General features: G+C 68.0%; 15 protein-coding genes. 12 read left to right on the top strand and 3 right to left on the bottom strand.

Annotated features, from left to right (window positions below):
• Window positions 1-6 precede the first annotated feature (6 nt).
• Window positions 7-2286: a family 78 glycoside hydrolase catalytic domain gene (locus RM50_RS03120; protein ID WP_043449854.1), complete on the top strand. Its 2280-nt coding sequence runs from the start codon at window positions 7-9 to the stop codon at window positions 2284-2286.
• 97 nt (window positions 2287-2383) lie between these two features.
• Window positions 2384-2848, top strand: a complete 465-nt coding sequence (locus tag RM50_RS03115) for a hypothetical protein (protein WP_043449852.1) — start codon at window positions 2384-2386, stop codon at window positions 2846-2848.
• 41 nt (window positions 2849-2889) lie between these two features.
• Here the strand turns inward: RM50_RS03115 and RM50_RS03110 are convergent, their stop codons facing one another.
• Window positions 2890-3222 carry a CBU_0592 family membrane protein gene (locus RM50_RS03110; protein ID WP_043449850.1) on the bottom strand — a complete coding sequence of 111 codons (333 nt, stop codon included), beginning with the start codon at window positions 3220-3222 and terminating at the stop codon, window positions 2890-2892.
• A gap of 119 nt (window positions 3223-3341) precedes the next feature.
• Here RM50_RS03110 and RM50_RS03105 point away from each other — a divergent pair, with 119 nt between their 5' ends.
• Window positions 3342-4268 carry a LysR family transcriptional regulator gene (locus RM50_RS03105; protein ID WP_043449848.1) on the top strand — a complete coding sequence of 309 codons (927 nt, stop codon included), beginning with the start codon at window positions 3342-3344 and terminating at the stop codon, window positions 4266-4268.
• Between the two features lie 39 nt (window positions 4269-4307).
• Here RM50_RS03105 and RM50_RS03100 read toward each other — a convergent pair whose 3' ends face one another.
• Window positions 4308-5138, bottom strand: coding sequence for an IclR family transcriptional regulator (locus RM50_RS03100; protein WP_052259931.1), 831 nt, complete (start codon window positions 5136-5138; stop codon window positions 4308-4310).
• A gap of 150 nt (window positions 5139-5288) precedes the next feature.
• Here RM50_RS03100 and RM50_RS03095 point away from each other — a divergent pair, with 150 nt between their 5' ends.
• From RM50_RS03095 to RM50_RS03085, 3 genes are read left to right on the top strand one after another with little or no spacing between them, the layout of a single operon-like run.
• Window positions 5289-8018 (top strand): alpha-L-rhamnosidase, encoded by a 2730-nt coding sequence (locus RM50_RS03095; RefSeq protein ID WP_043449846.1) that lies wholly within the window; start codon window positions 5289-5291, stop codon window positions 8016-8018.
• Window positions 8015-9004 (top strand): alpha/beta hydrolase, encoded by a 990-nt coding sequence (locus RM50_RS03090; RefSeq protein WP_043449844.1) that lies wholly within the window; start codon window positions 8015-8017, stop codon window positions 9002-9004. The genes RM50_RS03095 and RM50_RS03090 overlap by 4 nt, the downstream gene beginning before the upstream one ends.
• Window positions 9001-9963 carry an alpha/beta hydrolase gene (locus RM50_RS03085; protein ID WP_043449842.1) on the top strand — a complete coding sequence of 321 codons (963 nt, stop codon included), beginning with the start codon at window positions 9001-9003 and terminating at the stop codon, window positions 9961-9963. The genes RM50_RS03090 and RM50_RS03085 overlap by 4 nt, the downstream gene beginning before the upstream one ends.
• Before the next feature lie 28 nt (window positions 9964-9991).
• Here the strand turns inward: RM50_RS03085 and RM50_RS03080 are convergent, their stop codons facing one another.
• Entirely contained in the window at window positions 9992-10744 is a 753-nt protein-coding gene (locus RM50_RS03080; RefSeq protein WP_043449840.1) for a FadR/GntR family transcriptional regulator, read from the bottom strand.
• Window positions 10745-10880: 136 nt separating this feature from the next.
• On the opposite strand from RM50_RS03080, the gene RM50_RS03075 reads away from it, so the two are divergent.
• From RM50_RS03075 to RM50_RS03050, 6 genes are all read left to right on the top strand, one after another.
• On the top strand, window positions 10881-12179 hold the full coding sequence (locus tag RM50_RS03075) for an ABC transporter substrate-binding protein (protein WP_043449838.1): 1299 nt from the start codon (window positions 10881-10883) through the stop codon (window positions 12177-12179).
• An 85-nt stretch (window positions 12180-12264) separates the two neighbouring features.
• The gene (locus RM50_RS03070; RefSeq protein WP_043449836.1) at window positions 12265-13218 is read left to right on the top strand and encodes a carbohydrate ABC transporter permease; all 954 of its coding nucleotides are present in this window, start codon (window positions 12265-12267) and stop codon (window positions 13216-13218) included.
• Entirely contained in the window at window positions 13215-14090 is an 876-nt protein-coding gene (locus tag RM50_RS03065; protein WP_043449834.1) for a carbohydrate ABC transporter permease, read from the top strand. The genes RM50_RS03070 and RM50_RS03065 overlap by 4 nt, the downstream gene beginning before the upstream one ends.
• Before the next feature lie 10 nt (window positions 14091-14100).
• On the top strand, window positions 14101-15249 hold the full coding sequence (gene dgoD, locus RM50_RS03060; RefSeq protein ID WP_043449832.1) for a galactonate dehydratase: 1149 nt from the start codon (window positions 14101-14103) through the stop codon (window positions 15247-15249).
• A 4-nt stretch (window positions 15250-15253) separates the two neighbouring features.
• On the top strand, window positions 15254-15931 hold the full coding sequence (locus tag RM50_RS03055) for a bifunctional 4-hydroxy-2-oxoglutarate aldolase/2-dehydro-3-deoxy-phosphogluconate aldolase (RefSeq protein WP_052259930.1): 678 nt from the start codon (window positions 15254-15256) through the stop codon (window positions 15929-15931).
• The gene (locus RM50_RS03050; RefSeq protein WP_043449830.1) at window positions 15928-16899 is read left to right on the top strand and encodes a sugar kinase; all 972 of its coding nucleotides are present in this window, start codon (window positions 15928-15930) and stop codon (window positions 16897-16899) included. Before RM50_RS03055 ends, RM50_RS03050 begins: the two co-directional genes overlap by 4 nt.
• Window positions 16900-17056: the final 157 nt, after the last annotated feature.

The following is a 17056-nucleotide window of genomic DNA, read 5'->3' as shown; positions in this document are numbered from 1 at the left end:
TCATCAATGACTTCCACACCCTGGCTCGCCGCCATGATCACCCCCGGGCAGGACTTCGACGGCGCCCCGCGCCTCCGCAAGGAATTCCTGCTTGAGGAGGGCCACGGCGGCGTGGTGAAGGCGACGCTGCGCGCCACCGCCCTCGGTATCTACGAGGCCTGCGTCAACGGCACGCCAGTGGGGGAGGATGTCCTGAGCCCGGGCTGGAGCTCCTACGAGTGGCGGCTCCGGTACCGCACCTACGACGTCACCGCCCTGGTGGGACCCCGCACCGTCGTTGGTGCGGAGCTGGGCAACGGCTGGTACCGCGGCAGGCTGGCGTGGCACGGCATGTCCAACCTCTACGGTTCCGAGCTGGGTTTCCTGGGCCAGCTGGACATCGAGTTCGAAGATGGCCACGTTCAGTCCGTTGGCACCGACGCCAGCTGGCAGGCCGGTCCGTCGGCCACCACTTTCAACGACCTGTACGACGGGCAGACCATCGACGCCCGGAAGGCTGTCCACGGCTGGGCGGAGCCCGGCTTCGCGCCCGGTACTGACTGGACCGGCGTGGGTACCCTGGCGTTCGACGCCGACCGGCTGGCTGAGCCGGTGGGCCCGCCTGTGGTGCGTGCCGGCGTCGTGCATCCCGTGGAAATCTTCACCTCGCCAAGCGGCAAAACGCTGGTGGACTTCGGCCAGAACCTCGTGGGCTGGCTCCGGTTCACCGTCCAGGGGGAGGCCGGGCAGGCCATCACCGTGCGGCACGCCGAGGTGCTGGAGGACGGCGAGCTTGGCGTCCGGCCACTGCGGTCGGCCAAGGCCACGGACACCTTCGTCCTCTCCGGCGGCAAGGACCTTTTCGAACCCACCAAGACCTTCCACGGCTTCCGCTATGCCGAGATCACCGGCTGGCCCGGGGAGCTCACGGAGGAGGACCTCGAAGCCGTGGTGGTCCATTCCGACCTGGAGCGCACCGGTACCTTCGAGTGCTCCAACGGGCTGGTCAACCAGTTGCACCGCAACATCGTCTGGGGGTTGCGGGGCAACTTCCTGGACCTGCCCACCGACTGCCCGCAGCGCGACGAACGGCTCGGCTGGACCGGCGACATCGCCGTCTTCGCCCCCACCGCCGCCTACCTTTACGACGTCAAGGGCTTCCTGCAGGACTGGCTCCTGGACCTGGCAGCCGAGCAGAAGGCGCAGGACGGGCTGGTTCCCATCACCGTGCCGGACGCCCTCAAGTACTGCCCGCAGCCGCCGGAATTCCCGGCCCCGGAGTCGTCGGCGCTCTGGAGCGAGGCGTCGGTCTGGGTGCCGTGGGCGCTCTGGGAAGCGTACGGGGACCTCAGCGTGCTGGCGACCCAGTTCGAGTCAATGGCTGCGCACACCCGCCGCGTGGAGGGCCTACTCTCACCGTCCGGGCTGTGGGATTCCGGCTTCCAGTTCGGCGACTGGCTGGACCCTGATGCCGCGCCGGACCAGCCGTGGGCAGCCAAGGCGGACACCGCCGTCGTGGCCACCGCTTGCATGTACCGGACCGCGCGCCTCACCGCGCAGACGGCCGGACTCCTGGGAAAGCACGACGACGAGGCCCACTTCGAGGCGCTCGCCGCCCGGGTGCGGGCAGCCTTCGCCGAACACTACGTGGGTGCCGCTGGCACCATCCGCAGCGACTGCACCACCGTCTACGCACTGGCCATCGCCTTCGACCTCCTGGCCACCACGGAGTTGAGGGAGTTTGCCGGCAACCGGCTGGCGCAACTGGTGCGGGACAACAACTACAGGGTGTCCACGGGGTTCGCGGGCACGCCGTTCATCACCCACGCCCTCACGGACACCGGACACGTGGACGAGGCCTACCGGCTCCTGCTGGAGGAGGGCTGTCCGTCCTGGCTGTACCCGGTCACCATGGGTGCCACCACCGTATGGGAACGCTGGGATTCCATGCTCCCGGACGGCACCATCAACCCCGGGCAGATGACCAGCTTCAACCACTACGCCCTGGGCGCCGTGGCGGACTGGATGCACAAGGCCATCGGCGGCATCCGGCCCCTGGAACCGGGCTACGCCCGGGTGCTCATCGCGCCACAGCCGGGGGAGGGGATTGACTGGGCACGGACCTCCCTGAAGACACCGCACGGCCAGGTCCGGGTGGAATGGAAGGTCGACGGCGGCGGGTTCCTGCTTGAGGCGACCGTGCCTGAGGGGGTGGCGGCCGACGTCGTGCTTCCGGACGGTGCCCGGCACGCCATTGCTGGCGGGACGCACCGTTTCGCCGCGGCATTGGGCGCCCTGGCGACATAGCGAAAGCTGCTCCTGGCCCGGAAGAAGGCGTCCGGGCCAGGTGCGCAGCCACCGCTTATCTGCAACGATGTCCAAAACATCGTCGCCAGGAGGACCCATGCCGTACACCGTGGATTTCAAGGACGTCTCGACAGTTGGTTTGGAATCATCACCGGTGGCGGATGCCTTGGCCGGGCTGCGAGCCAACGAGGCCCGCTACTACAAGAACAAGTACGGCCACGATTTCACCACCACCCCTGCCCAGGACGCGCCCGAACTGCTCGAGTACGTGAACACCATCCTCAAGTCGGAGCGGGACCTGGTCATCGCCGCCAAGCCGCTCGAGGTGTCGTCCTTCGAAGTGGACGGCCTGCGGATGACGTACGTGTTCTACGAGTCCGGGCTGTCCATCAACGTCATGTACAGCATCGAGGACGGCGGCAAACGGGCTGTGGGCTTCAAGCTATCGGACGGGATGGAGGTCCCCGGGGAATTGGCAGCCAGCTTCAAGTTCGCTCGCCAGAAGTCCAAGCTCGCCGGCACCATCCGCGGCTCGTACTTCGTGATCAAGGGCGAGTACTGAACACTGCCGGCAGGGACTGAACCACCGGCGGACGCGGTGGGTCAGGCTGCCCGCGTCGGTTCGACGACGGCCAGCTGGCCGGTGGTGTCCGGAACGCCGGGGAGTTGCACCGGTGAGGCCTCCGCCTTCCTGGTCAAGCCGCCGGCCCTCAGGCGGAAGAGCGCCGTGGCGGAAATCAGGAGCCAGGCCACATTTGTTACCACCGACGGCCATGCCTCGTGAACCGCGCCGTTGGCAATAAAGGCGCACGCGCCGAGGAGATTTGCGGCCTGGAAGCCCTTGCCGGCCTTGAGCCACCCCATGGAAACGGCAAGGAAGGCGCTGAGAATCACGACCGCGCCGGCCCAGCCCGCAATTTCCAGCATCAGTTCCATGACTGCCTCCCAACACCCTCGCCCGGCCGGCCTTCCGGCCCTTCATCCGCAATTATTGGGGCCCGCCTGCCTTTAGTTCAATTGCTTTTTTCTGAAGCTGTGGTTTAGAACTACTTAACATGGACCTTGATCCCCGCCGCGTGCGCGTACTTCTTGCCGTCGCCCGCTCGGGCGGCGTCCTCGCAGCCGCCGATGAACTGCGCATTACGCCCTCCGCCGTATCCCAGCAGCTCAGCAAGTTGGAGGATGAAACCGGGCACGCCCTGGTGCTGCGCACACCCAAAGGGTCTGTGTTGACCCCTCCCGGCCTGGCCATTGCCGAAGCGGGAGAAGAGATCGAACGCGCCCTCAGCGTGGCACTTGCCCGGATGGAAGGCGGGGCCACCGTGGAAGGTGTGGTGCGCGTGGGCGGGTTCACGAGTTTCGTCCGCACAGTCGTCATCCCGCGCCTCCCCGGATGGCGCCGCCAGTACCCGCAGTTGCAGATCCACATCGTGGAGGACGACTTCCCCGTCCTGATGCGGTTGCTGCGGCAGCGCCAGCTCGACGCCGTCGTGGTGGAACTTGATTCGACGACGGCGGGGCAAGGTCCACTTGGGGCGGGGCTCATTGAAGAACCGCTGCTGGACGAGCCCTGGAAGCTGGTGGTGCCGGCAGGGTCCCTGCTCACCACGGAGAACATCGACCTGGGGCGCCTGCCCCTTCCGTGGCTGGGGGTGGAGCCCTCGGCGGCCAACGTATCGGTTCTCGGGCGGCTGGGCCGCGCCACGGGCGCCCCCGTGGAAACCGTGCACCAGTACCAGGACACGCTGACCGCCCTCGCCCTCGTTGCTGCCGGTGAGGGCGTGGCCATCGTCCCCACCCTCGCCCTGACCGGCGTGGTGCAGGACGGGGTGGAGGTCCTGGACGTTCCCGGGCTGGGCACGCGGCGCATCGTCCTGCGGCGGTTCGCCGGACGACGGCGGCACAGCAGCATGCCCGTCGACACGGTTGCGCGACTCCTGCGGGAATCCGCGGCCGCGTTCGACACGAGGTCTGCGTCCTGACCGGCGCTGCCAGCGGCAGGGCAGCCGGGACGTGGAGGCTTAGCCCTGCGAATGCGTCCAGAGGCCGGTGCTCGCTTGCGCCTGGTAGCCCAGGTTTCGGGAGACCGCCCGGGCGGCCGCCCGCACCGCCGGGGCCAGGACGTTCGGCGGAGTGGACCCGTCCGGCACCACGATGGACAGCGATGCCGCAACGGCGCCCTGCGCGTCAAGGATGGGGGACGCCACGGACACCGTCATGGATGGGTGGGTACGCCGGATCATCGCGATGCCCGTGCGGCGGACATCGGACAGGGTCCGGCGGAGCTGTCCCTCGGGCATCTCGGCCACACCCAATTCCTTCTCCGGCGGTTTGGCCAGGATGGTTTCCTGGAACTGCTGGTCCGCGCCGGCCAGCAGCACCAGCCCGACGGCGGTGGACCGCAGCGGTGCCCGGCCGCCCACCCGGTAGGCCACTTCGGTGGCGTCTTTGGAGGACAACCGCTCGATCAGCACCGCTTCCTCGTTGTCCCGCACCGCCAGCAGGACATGGTGCCGGGTGACCTCGAACAGGTCCTCCAGGTACGGGAGCGCTATTTCGCGGACCCCGTGCCCGCGCGGCGACAGCGATGCCACCTCCCAGAGCCGGACCCCCACCACATAGCGGCCGTCGTCCAGCCGTTCAAGGGCACCCCACGCCACCAGCCGGGCAATCAGCCGCAGGGCGGTGGGGGCGGGCATGTCGGCGTACCGCGCCAGTTCGGAGAGGGTCAGTGCCCGGCGCCGGTCCGAAAAGACGGCGAGCAGGCTCAACGCCCGGTCGATCACCGGCTCGCCCTGCTTCGGCCGCTTGCCGCGGGCGGCCGGGGTGTCCGTTTCGGGGGAGACAGTCATGGCAGTGGTTCCTAGCGCCGTCGATAGTTGCGATGCCTCGCAGTGAGCTGAACCACAATACTATTCCAACCATTGAAAGCTCCCTGTGGAGCCCGGGCTGCCGCACACCAAGCTGGAACTCCCAGCCACCGCACTCCAGGAGTTCCACCCATGACCGCCCCCACCCGGCTCCGGGCCGAGCACCTGGCCGAAGCGATGGGCCTGACCATCCGGGAGCCCAGTCTCAGCTGGACGCCGCCCGCCGGCACAACAACGCAGACCGCCTACCGGATCACGGCCAGCAACGGCTGGGACACCGGAAAGGTGGAGTCGGCTGCCTGCAGCGGCATCCCGTACAGCGGACCGGCACTGCAATCCAGGGACCGCTTCGAGTGGCAGGTCCGGACCTGGAACGCCGATGGGAACGGCGCCGAAGAAGCCAGCGACTGGTCCGAGCCGATGCCGGTCGAGCTGGGTCTCCTCCAGGCCACGGACTGGGCAGCCCACTGGATCGGGCCCGGCGAGGATGCGGTGCCTGCGCCCGGGGAACGTCCCGGCTACGCCCTGGCCAAGGACTTCAGGCTGGACACCGTCCCGCAGCAGGCCCGTGCGTACGCCACCGCGCACGGCATCTATGAGCTGTTCATCAACGGCCGCCGCGTGGGCGACCAGCAGCTCACGCCGGGCTCCACCAGCTACAACACCACCCTCCAGGTCCAAACCTATGACATCACCGGACTGCTGCGGACGGGCAAAAATACCGTCCGCGCTGTCCTCACCGACGGCTGGTACCGCGGCACCTTCGGGTACACGCGCGACGCCGACATGTACGGCACGCACACAGCCTTCCTGGCGCAGCTGGAGCTGGAGTCCGGCGGGGACAGGCAGGTCATCGGCACCGATGCGGCGTGGCAGGTGTCAACAACGGAGATCACGAGCGCCGACCTTATGGCCGGCCAGCGGGTGGACTTCCGGATGGCCGACGGCGGGAGCCCACCAGGGGTGCGGGACGCACCTGTGCTGCGTCCCGCCGTCGTCCAGCCCGCCGTCGTCCGTCCCGGCAGCCTCGAAACCCTCACCGGGCCCATCAGCCCTCCCACCCGGGTGACGCAGGAATTGGCCCCGGTATCCATCACACGGCTCCCCAATGGCCACCAGGTGGTGGACTTCGGCCAGAACCTCCACGGCTGGGTCCGGCTCGGCAGGCTGGGAGCCCCCGGCGACACTGTCACTGTGGAATACGGCGAATCCCTCGGCAGGGACGGCGACGTCACCCGGGACCACCTGCGCCCGCATGACTTCCGCCGCCCTGGCGGCTTCCTGGACGCCGGGCAGGTGGATACCGTCATCTCCTCCGGCGCCCCTGGCGAAGTCTTCGAGCCACGGCACACCACCCACGGGTTTCGGTTCGTCTCGGTGCAGGGCCTGCGGGAGGACCTGGAGGCCGTGGACATCACGGGCTGCCTGGTCCGGACCGACCTCCCACGGATTGGCACCTTCAGTTGCAGCAATGAGCGGCTGAACAAGCTCCACGACATCGTGGAATGGAGCTTCCTGGGCAACTCCTGCGAGGTCCCCACCGACTGCCCGCAGCGCGAAAAAGCCGGCTGGACCGGGGACTGGCAGCTGTTCGTGCCCACCGCGGCCTACCTGTACGACGTCACCGGGTTTTCCCGGAAGTGGTTGCGGGACGTTCGGGCCGACCAGTGGGAGAACGGGGTCATCGCCAACATCTCACCTACGCCCGGGCCGGCGGTCACCTCGGCCGACTTCATGGGCTTCACCAACGGGTCCGCCGGCTGGGGCGACGCAGTCGTGATGGTGCCGTGGGAGCTGTACCTGGCAACCGGCGACGCCTCCATCCTGGCCGAGAACTGGGATGCCATGCAGCGCTGGCTGGACTTTGTCCGGACCTCCGCGGAAAGCCACCGGCATGCCTCCCGGGCCGCCGCAAGCCCCAGCCGGGCACCGCACGAGCAGTTCCTGTGGGATACCGGATTCCACTTCGGCGAGTGGATGGAACCGGACGGGCCCGAGCCGGACCTGTTCGCCGCCCGCACCGCTGACCACGGCATCGTCGCCACCGCCTATTACCGGCACACCACGGACCTGATGGCCCGTATCGCAACTGTCCTGGGGCGCCACGGGGAGGCCGCGGCACTGGCGGAACTCTCGGCCAACATCCGGAACGCCTGGGAAACCGAATACCTGGACGCCTCCGGGCACGTCACCCACGCCAGCCAGGCCAACTGCGTCCGCGCCCTCGCCTTCCACCTGGTCAGCCCGGAACACCGCGCCACCGTCACCGCCCAGCTCACCTCGCTCATCCGGGAGGCCGGCACGCACCTGGGCACGGGCTTCCTGGCCACCCCCTACCTGCTGCCGGTCCTGGCCGGCAACGGTGCGCTGGGGCTGGCCTACGAACTGCTGATGCAGGACACCGGACCGTCCTGGCTGGCCATGGTGGACCGCGGCGCCACCACCGTCTGGGAACTGTGGGACGGCATCGACGCCGGCGGCAACCCGCACCAGTCGCTCAACCACTACAGCAAGGGCTCCGTGGTGTCCTTCCTGCACCGATACACGGCCGGACTGCGCCAGGCACCGGGCAGTGCGGGTTGGGAGCGGATCATCATCGAACCGCGCCCCGGCGCAGGCCTCACCTCCGCAGCCACGTCGCATCTTGGCCCCCGCGGCCTGGTCGAGGTGGCCTGGACGATGAAGGACGGGGCACCGGACGACGGCGGGCTGACGCTCACGGCCACGATCCCGGCCGGCACTACGGCGGAGGTGCTGCTGCCCGGCGCACCGCCCGCCGTCGTCGGCCCCGGCACCCATACTTTCGTTGCCGCCACCGGCGGGGACGACGCTCAACCTGAACTGATGAGGAGCACACTATGACAGTGGAAGAAACCACCGAAGTCCTTGATCCTGCCCGCGATTCGTCCCGTCCGGGTGGCCGGAACATCCCGCCGTTCCCGGTCTTCGACGCTCCCGGGACGCCGGAGTACGTCTCGGATATCTCGGCCGTGCACCGGGAAGTCACCTACGCCAAGGCCCTGGGGTTCCGGCCCCTGACAATGGACATCTGGCTTCCGCGCAAGGCATCCGGGCCCGTTCCGCTGGTTCTCTGGGTCCACGGGGGAGCGTTCCAGCTGGGCGACCGGCGGGAACTGCCGCCCACCTTCGCGCCCGGCTCGGTCTTCCGGCTGCTCAACGAGGCCGGCATCGCCTGCGCCACCGCGGACTACCGGCACTCCCTCGAAGCCCCGTTCCCCGCCCAGCTTCACGACCTCAAGGCCGCCGTCCGGTACCTGCGGGAATTTGCCACCGTCCTCAACATCGACCCGGAGCGGTTCGGTGCCTGGGGCGAATCCGCCGGCGGACACCTCGTGGCGCTGCTTGGGCTCACCGGCAACCGCGGCGATCTTGAGGGCGGCCTCGGTGCCCAAGGGCACCCGAGCGGCGTCAGCGCCGTCGTCGACTTCTATGGCGTGTCCTCATTGGTGGATATTCCCCCGATAAGCACGCCCGAAGGGCTGTTCCCGCCCGCCTTGACCGCCGCCGTGCCGCCGGGCATGTCCCTGCAGCCGGAACACATGTTGGTGGGCGGATCGGACGATCCGGAACTGCTGGCCGCGGCCAGCCCCGTCAGCTACGTGACCGCCGACGCCGCTCCGTTCCTGCTGGTGCACGGCGACGCCGACGGGCTGGTGCCGCATTCCCAAACAGACTTACTTGCGGCAGCGCTCGCCGACGCCGGAGTGGAACACGAGGTGGTGACCGTCGAGGGCGGGGACCACTGCTTTTTCGGCGCCGAGGACCAGCTGGACAGCATCCTGGCCGCCGCCGTCGACTACTTTTCCCGGAAGCTGGGCACACCATGACACCCCGAACAGGACCCGCCGCCATGTCCGCGGAGGCTTCCGCTGCCGCAGCGCACGGCGAACCCGCCGGATTCGCCGAGTACCTCGCCAGCCCTGACGGGCCGCAGTTCCTGAACCCGGACGCGGAGCGCTCGCCGGGCCCGGATGTGCCCATCCACAGCGTTACCGCCGAGGGGCGCCACGGGCCGGTAGGCATCCGCATCTACGGCGAACCTGCCCGTACGGACAGCCCCGGGCTGGTGTGGCTGCACGGCGGCGGCTTCGTCAGCGGCAGCGTGGACAGCCCCGAATCGGACTACCTGGCGCGGTTCCTGGCCCACCGGGGCACGCCCGTGCTCTCCGTGGATTACCGCCTGGCCCGGGACGGCGTGGCCTACCCAATCCCGCACGACGACGTTTTGGCGGGATGGTTCTGGGCGCGGGAGAATGCCGAAGCGCTGGGGCTGGATCCGGACCTGCTGTGCCTGGGCGGGGCCGGTGCCGGCGGCAACCTGGCCGTGGGCGCCGCGCTCTACCTGATCGACGCGGGCAAGCCGCTGCCCGCCAAGCTCCTGCTGGCCTACCCCTTCCTGCACGCCGAACTCCCGCCGCCGGCCGGGGGACTGGACGACGCCGTCATGGCGGGGCTTCCGCGCCACCTGCGGTTCACCCTGGAGGACTGCATCCGCACGGCGGAGAACTACGTGGGCGGCCCGGTCAGCATGGCACCGTCCTACGCCATGCCAGGCTACGCGGACCCTGCCGGGCTTCCGCCCACTGCGGTGCTTGCCTGCGAGTACGACGACGCCCGCGGCTCCACCGAGCTGTTCGCGTCAACTTTGGCGCAGGCCCGGGTCCCGGTGTCCTTCTTCCTCGCCGAAGGCGGGGTACACGGCCACCTCAACCACACGGCAGGGCTGCCGGAAGGTCTCCCCGCGCTGGAGTTCCTGGCCGGGGAGCTGGAGGCGGTAAAGGCCTAGCGCTGGCCGGGTCCCGCCGAAGCCGGGGTCAGCCCTTTTCCGCGGATTCAATATCGGAAGCATGGCTGCTGGACCAAATGTCGCCCATTTCCTCGGTGGACTGCTCCACAATCCTGCTCATGGCCGCGTGGGCGGCGCCGGCCTCGCGGCGCTGGATGGCGCTGGCAACATCCACGTGCAACTGCAGGGCCTCGTGGTCCGGAAGGTGTGGCATGAGCCCGTGCTGGGTCCGCCCGGAGAGCACTTCAGCCACGAGGTTGTGCAGCTGCGAGAACATCAGGTTGCCCGAGGCGTTGAGGACTGCGGCGTGGAACTCGATGTCCAGCCGCAGGAACTGTTCCTGGTCCCCGCGCTGGCCCGCCGCCCACAGCCGCGCGGCCATGGAGACGAGGTCGCTGGCTTCATCCAGTGACGCCCGCTCCGCGGCGAGCCGGGCGGCCTGCGGCTCAATGGCGCCGCGAAGCTCATTCAGCGCCCGCAGTTGCTCCAGCCGCTTCGCCGACGCCAGCCGCCACCGGATCACCTGCGGGTCGTAGAGGTTCCAGCTGGCCTCCGGCTGCACCACCGTGCCAAGCCGGCGGCGCGACTCCAGCATGCCCATGGAGGACAGGACGCGTGTGGCTTCGCGGATGACGGAGCGGGATACCTTGTGCTGCGCCTCCAGCTCATCCAGCCGGAGGATCGAGTTCGGCGCCAGGGTTCCCGCCGCGATGGCCAGCCCCAGGTTCTCCACCAGCGACGCGTGCAGGTCAGGGGAGAACGCCGCCTTTGGGATGGTCATGAATAAATCATATGGGCCGGTGCAAGGTCTTGTATATGTCTGCCTTATTTGTTTATGCTCGCTAAACAGAGCAGACGTAACGAGGCGTCATGCAACCGGCCCGGCACGTCCGCGGCCTTGAACAAAGGGAGTCGTAATGAAGCGGCGTTCAATTGTGAAGTACGCGGCAGTGGCCGCGGCGATGTCGCTGGGGCTCACCGCCTGCAGCGGCGGCGGTGGCGGCAGCGACCAGGCGAAGGAGACCGGCACCGTCCGCGTCACCCTGGCCAACCACGTCTGGACCGAGGGCATCAAGGCCGCCATTCCGGAGTTCGAAAAGTCCAGCGGGCTCAAGGTTGAGCTCACGCAGCTGGGCGAGGACCAGCTTTCAGACCAGTACAACGTCAAGCTCAACGCGGGCAGCGACGAAATCGACGTCATGATGTACCGCCCCCTCCAGGAGGGCAAGGCTTTCGCCAAGAACGGCTACCTGGCGGACCTGACCAAGAACGTCTCCTCCGACTCGGGCTGGGACTGGAAGGACTACCAGGAAGGCCCCGTCAAGGCCACCACGGTTGACGGCAAGGTGGTCGGTGTCCCGATCATCACCGAACGCGAGGTCCTGTACTACCGCAAGGACCTGCTGCAGGCCGCAGGGCTCCAGGTGCCCAAGACCATGGAGGAACTGGAAGCCGCAGCCAAGGCCATCAAGGCATCCTCCCCGGACACCGCCGGCTTCGTGGCCCGCACCGGCAAATCCGCCGCAGTCACCCAGTTCTCCAGCTTCCTGTACAGCTTCGGCGGCGACTTCATGGACGCCGGCGGCAAGGCCTCGGTCAACACCGATGCAGCCAAGAAGGCCTACGCCTACTACGGCGGCCTGATCCGCAACTACGGCCCCGCCAACGTCAGCACGGACATGAGCTGGCCTGAAGCGATGGCCATCTTCACCCAGGGCGGTGCCGCCTTCTACACCGAGGCCGATTCGCTCTACAAGAACGCCACCGACCCCGCCAAGTCCAAGGTGGCGGACAAGGTTGGGTTCGCCGCGCTGCCCGCCGGCCCCGCCGGTTCCAAGCCCTACAACATCCCGTCCTGGGCCCTGGGCGTGAACCAGAACTCCAGCAACCAGGACAACGCCTGGAAGTTCATCCAGTGGGCAACCAGCAAGGAACGCACCCTGGAAGCCCAGAAAGCCGGCGTCCCCGGCCCGCGTACCTCCGTCTGGTCCAACCCTGATGGAACCTCCACGTACCCCAAGGACCTCGCTGACGCGATCTCCGCCAGCGCCAAGAACGGCGTGGGCCACGACCGGCCCGAGGTGGTCACCGTAGGCAAGGCGCGCGAAATCGTGGGTGCGCCGATCGTCGCCACCATCACCGGTGGAGACGCAGCAGCCGCTGCCAACGACGCCCAGACCGCTTTCCAGAGCTTCCTGGACAGCGAAAAGAAGTAGGACGCCGGGCGCAAGCCACACTCCCGCCGGGACGGCCCGCAGCCGTCCCGGCGGCCCACTTCACCCCCAAACCCTTAGGTGAACCATGTCTGTTCTGAACCCTCCCCGCAGTGCCCGCACCCGCGGTGCCGGCGGCCCCACCGGTGCCCGGGGGAGCTTTTCCGCCTGGGCCAACCGGCACCGCAAATGGCTCTTCGCCGCGCCGGCCATGATCTTTGTCGGCGTCCTGATCGTCTTCCCCCTCGCCTGGACCGTCTACCTGAGCCTTACGGACTCCCAGGGCTCGGTGCGTGCCGCAACAGAGTTCGTGGGTTTGCAGAACTACCTCACGGTCCTCAGCGATGCCGAGCGGTTCTGGCCTGCCGTGGGACGCACGCTGGCCTTCACCGGCGTCGCGCTGACCTTCGAAGTGGTGCTGGGGATGGGGGTGGCGCTGCTCCTCTGGCGTCCCTTCCGGGGCGAAAAGTGGGTCCGGGTTGCCATCCTGCTTCCCCTGGTGGCCACCCCGGTCGCCGTCGGCATGATGTGGCGGCTGATCTTCGACCCCAACATCGGCTTCGTCAACCAGCTCCTGGGCATGGTGGGCATCCCGCCGCAGCCGTGGCTGTCCGGCCAGGACACCGCACTGGGCACCACCATCTTCATGGACGTCTGGCAGTGGACCCCCATGGTGGTCCTGATCCTGCTGGCCGGCCTGACCTCGCTGTCCGACGAACCGGATGAGGCCGCCCGCGTGGACGGCGCCAACGCCTTCCAGCGCTTCTTCTTCATCACGCTGCCCCTCATGATGCCCACCGTGATCGTGGCCATCCTGCTGCGCGGCATCGATGCACTGAAGACCTTCGACATCCTCTACGCCACCAAGGGCAAGGGTGGCGGCTCCTTCCACGAAGTGGAGACGCTGAACGTCTACGCCTACGGACTGAGCTTCGACTACAACCAGTACGGGCTCTCCTCGGCGGTGCTGATCCTGTTCTTCATGATCATCATCGGCTCCATGTGGCTGCTCACCATGCGCAAGAAAGCGGTAAGCAAATGACCGTCATGACAGATTCCGCCGCCACCGCCACCAGCAAGGCCCCGCGCCGGAGAAAGCCGCTGGGCACCCGCGCCTACAAGGTCTTCCGGGTGGTGGCCCTGATCGTGGTGGTGCTGTTCCTGCTGGCACCCCTGTTCTGGATGCTCCTGGCGTCGCTGAAGACCAACGTGGACATCTACGACACGGGCAAGGCCTTCCTGTTCTCGCCCACCTTCGAGAACTACGCCAACGTGCTGCAGCGCAACAACTACTTCGTGTTCGTCGTCAACAGCTTCTGGGTGGCGTTCGTCTCCACGGCGCTGTCCATCGTCCTGGGCGTTCCCGCTGCCTACGCCATGAGCCGGTTCACCATGCACCGCTCCGCGCTGGTGGTCCTCATGGCGCGCGTCATCCCCGGCGTATCGCTGCTGGTGCCCTGGTACTACGTCTTCTCCAACCTGCGCATGGTGGGCAAGTTTGAGGTCCTCATCCTCAGCCACATGTTCGTCGCGCTCCCGCTGATCGTCTACATCATGATGAGCTACTTCGATTCGCTTCCGCTGGAGCTGGAGGAATCGGCCGAGGTGGACGGTCTCACTCCGATCGGTGCGTTCCGGCTGATCACGCTTCCGCTGGCGGTATCCGGCATCGCCACCGCCGGCATCCTGTCCTTCATCTTCTCGTGGAACAACTTCATGTTCGCGCTGGTGCTCTCCGGCGCCAAGACCAAGACCCTGCCGGTGGCGATCTTCGACTTCGTCTCCTACGCCAGCATCGACTGGGGCGGCCTGATGGCCGCGGCAACAGTGGTCACCATCCCCATCATGATCATTGCGCTCTTCACGCAGAAGTACATCGTCTCCGGCCTGACCGCCGGCGCCACCAAGGGTTAGGAACCACCGCGTGACCGTCATCAGCCGGATCGAAACCTTCCTCGTTCCACCCCGCTGGCTCTTTGTCCGGATCGAAACCGAAAGCGGCATCGTGGGGTGGGGCGAGGCCACCTGCGAGGGCCGCAGCGAAACGGTGCGCACCGCCGTCGGGCAACTCTCGGAACTGCTCATCGGCAGGGACGCCCTCCGGATCGAAGACCACTGGCAGGTCATGACCAAAGGGTCCTTCTACCGGGGCGGGCCCATCCTGGCCAGCGCCGTGTCCGGCCTGGACCAGGCGCTGTGGGACATCGCCGGCAAGCACTTCAACACCCCCGTGCACCAACTCCTGGGCGGCCACGTCCGCGACCGGATCCGGATGTACGGCTGGGTGGGCGGTGACGAGCCGAACGAGGTGGCGGACCAGATCAGCGCCCAGCTGGAGGTGGGCCTTACCGCCGTCAAGATGAATGCCAGCGGCCGGATGAGCCCGGTTGCCTCCGTGGCAGAGATCGACGGCGTCATCCGCCGTGTTGCCGCGGCCCGCCAGGTCCTGGGCGACCACCGGGATGTGGCCGTCGATTTCCACGGCCGCTTCAGCCTGGCCAACGCCAGGCGGGTGGCGCCGCTGCTGGAGCCGTTCCGGCCCTTCTTCCTTGAGGAGCCCGTGGTGCCGGAAAACACCCACCTGCTGCGCGAATTCACCGCTTCCACCACCACCCCCGTGTCAACCGGTGAGCGGCTCTACAACCGGCAGGAGTTCCTGCCCGCCCTGCAGGCCGGCATTGCCGTGGCCCAGCCGGACCTGTCGCACGCCGGCGGAATTACCGAGGTCCGCAAGATCGCCGCGCTGGCCGAAGTGTATGAAGTCCAGCTCGCCCCGCATTGCCCGCTCGGCCCCCTGGCACTCGCCGCCTGCCTTCAGGTGGGCTTCGCCACCCCCAACTTCCTGATCCAGGAACAAAGCATCGGGATCCACTACAACCAGGGTGCCGAAGTGCTCGACTACGTGGTGGACAAGACGCCGTTCAAGTTCGTGGACGGCCACATCGAGCGGCTTACGGGGCCGGGACTGGGCGTGGAAATCGATGAGGCCGTGGTCCGTGCCGCGGACAAGCGCGGCCATGCCTGGCGCGGCCCGGTGTGGCGCCACCCCGACGGATCCTTCGCAGAATGGTGAACCCATGACCTCCCAAAACACAGGTGGTACCTCGGCCGGCCTGCTGGCCGGCATCCGGCAGGCCCGGCTCGTGGGCATCGTCCGCGGGAACGACGGCGGTGCTGCCGCCCAGGCGGCGCTGGCCGCCATGGAGGAGGGCTTCCAGTACGTCGAGATCGCCCTCACCACACCCAACGCGCTGGAGGCCATCCGCGAAGTCCGCGCGGCTGCCCCGGCCGGCTGCCTGGTGGGCGCCGGCACGGTCCTCAGCCAGGCCGACGTCGAACACGTCACCGCAGCGGGCGGCCAGTTCATCGTCACCCCCTCCCTGGCCCCCTCGATCAGCGAGGCCGCCAACGCCGGCATCCCCGTCATTGCCGGGGCGCTGACGCCCAGCGAGGCCTATGAGGCGATGGAACGCGGCGCCACCGCCATCAAACTGTTCCCCGCATCCATCGGCGGTCCCGGCTACCTGAAGGCCGTCCGCGATCCCTTCCCGGACATCCCCTTCATCGCCGTCGGCGGCGTGGGCCTGGACGAAGCCGCCGGGTACTGGGAAGCCGGGGCCATCGCCGTCGGCCTCGGGGGACCGCTCTTCGGCACGGCGGCCTCGGGCGGCGACCTTTCGGATGTGCGAAACCGCGCCCGCCGTTTCCTTGGCCTCGCCTCCGAATTCGCAGCCCGCACCGGGGCCTCTTCGTGACGGTGGATCTCCTGACCTTCGGCGAGTCCATGGTTTCGCTCCGGTCCGCCGGACCCCTGGCATCCGGAGGCACCCTGAACATGCAGGTGGCCGGGGCGGAATCGAACGTTGCCATCGGCATCGCACGCCTTGGCCATTCGGCAGCCTGGGCCGGCGTGGTGGGCGCGGATCCGCACGGCGAGTTCATCCAGGCGCAGCTGCGGGGCGAGGGAGTCCAGCTGCACCACACTGTGCATCCCGGGCGGAGCACCGGGGTGATGTTTCTGGAACAGCGCACCGCCGACCTCAGCAGGGCCTTCTACTACCGCGCAGGGTCCGCGGGGTCCACCATCTCGCGCGGCCATATTGCCGCCGCCCTGGACCGCGGGGCACGGATCCTGCACCTGACCGGCATCACCGCGGCGCTCAGTCCGGAGGCCCGGGACGCTGTGGAATACGCTGCGGAACGGGCCGCGGCTGAAGGAATCCTGGTTTCGGTCGATGTCAACTACCGCAGCAAGCTCTGGCCGCGTGAGCAGGCGAGGGAGGTCCTGGCACCTTTGGCGCGGCACGCCACCATCGTCATCGCGTCCGACGACGAACTGGACTTGATTGCCCCGGCCCGGGCACGGAGCGGGGCAGCAGGACATGCTGCGGACGAAGCATCCGCCGCAGAATGTCTGTTGGAAGCCGGCGTCAGGGAAGTCGTGGTGAAGCGCGGAGCGGCTGGTGCTGCCGTCCATACACGCGAAGGCTTCCTTGAAGCGCCCGCCCTCGCAGTGACAAGCGTGGACACCGTGGGGGCCGGCGACGCCTTCACCGCCGGCTACCTTTCCGCCTTGCTCGACGGCGACGATGTGGCCGGCCGCCTGGCGCGCGGCATCCTGGCCGGTGCCTTCGCCGTCAGCACCCGCGGCGACTGGGAAGGGTTCCCGCGTCGCGGAGAGCTTGCCTTGCTCGACGCCGCCAGGGGCAGCACCCACCGCTGATGCCTGTCCCATCCATCCCACATTTCCCGCCGACCCGAAAAGGACCAGCCATGAAGATCATTGCCGCCGATGTGTTTGTTACCAGTCCGTCGCGGAATTTCGTGACGTTGCGGATCACGACGGAGGACGGTGTGACCGGGATTGGTGATGCGACGTT

Source organism: Pseudarthrobacter phenanthrenivorans (assembly GCF_000813845.1).
Classification (GTDB): Bacteria; Actinomycetota; Actinomycetes; order Actinomycetales; family Micrococcaceae; genus Arthrobacter; species Arthrobacter phenanthrenivorans_B.
The sequence above is the reverse complement of the archived record's forward strand: the minus strand, read 5'-3'. Positions and strand labels throughout refer to the sequence as shown.

Excerpts from the sequence above, each read along its gene's own strand:
- RM50_RS03120 (WP_043449854.1), top strand. The coding sequence starts at position 7 with ATGACTTCCACACCCTGGCTCGCCGCCATGATCACCCCCGGGCAGGAC.
- RM50_RS03115 (WP_043449852.1), top strand. The coding sequence starts at position 2,384 with ATGCCGTACACCGTGGATTTCAAGGACGTCTCGACAGTTGGTTTGGAA.
- RM50_RS03110 (WP_043449850.1), bottom strand. The coding sequence starts at position 3,222 with ATGGAACTGATGCTGGAAATTGCGGGCTGGGCCGGCGCGGTCGTGATT.
- RM50_RS03105 (WP_043449848.1), top strand. The coding sequence starts at position 3,342 with ATGGACCTTGATCCCCGCCGCGTGCGCGTACTTCTTGCCGTCGCCCGC.
- RM50_RS03100 (WP_052259931.1), bottom strand. The coding sequence starts at position 5,138 with ATGACTGTCTCCCCCGAAACGGACACCCCGGCCGCCCGCGGCAAGCGG.
- RM50_RS03095 (WP_043449846.1), top strand. The coding sequence starts at position 5,289 with ATGACCGCCCCCACCCGGCTCCGGGCCGAGCACCTGGCCGAAGCGATG.
- RM50_RS03090 (WP_043449844.1), top strand. The coding sequence starts at position 8,015 with ATGACAGTGGAAGAAACCACCGAAGTCCTTGATCCTGCCCGCGATTCG.
- RM50_RS03085 (WP_043449842.1), top strand. The coding sequence starts at position 9,001 with ATGACACCCCGAACAGGACCCGCCGCCATGTCCGCGGAGGCTTCCGCT.
- RM50_RS03080 (WP_043449840.1), bottom strand. The coding sequence starts at position 10,744 with ATGACCATCCCAAAGGCGGCGTTCTCCCCTGACCTGCACGCGTCGCTG.
- RM50_RS03075 (WP_043449838.1), top strand. The coding sequence starts at position 10,881 with ATGAAGCGGCGTTCAATTGTGAAGTACGCGGCAGTGGCCGCGGCGATG.
- RM50_RS03070 (WP_043449836.1), top strand. The coding sequence starts at position 12,265 with ATGTCTGTTCTGAACCCTCCCCGCAGTGCCCGCACCCGCGGTGCCGGC.
- RM50_RS03065 (WP_043449834.1), top strand. The coding sequence starts at position 13,215 with ATGACCGTCATGACAGATTCCGCCGCCACCGCCACCAGCAAGGCCCCG.
- RM50_RS03055 (WP_052259930.1), top strand. The coding sequence starts at position 15,254 with ATGACCTCCCAAAACACAGGTGGTACCTCGGCCGGCCTGCTGGCCGGC.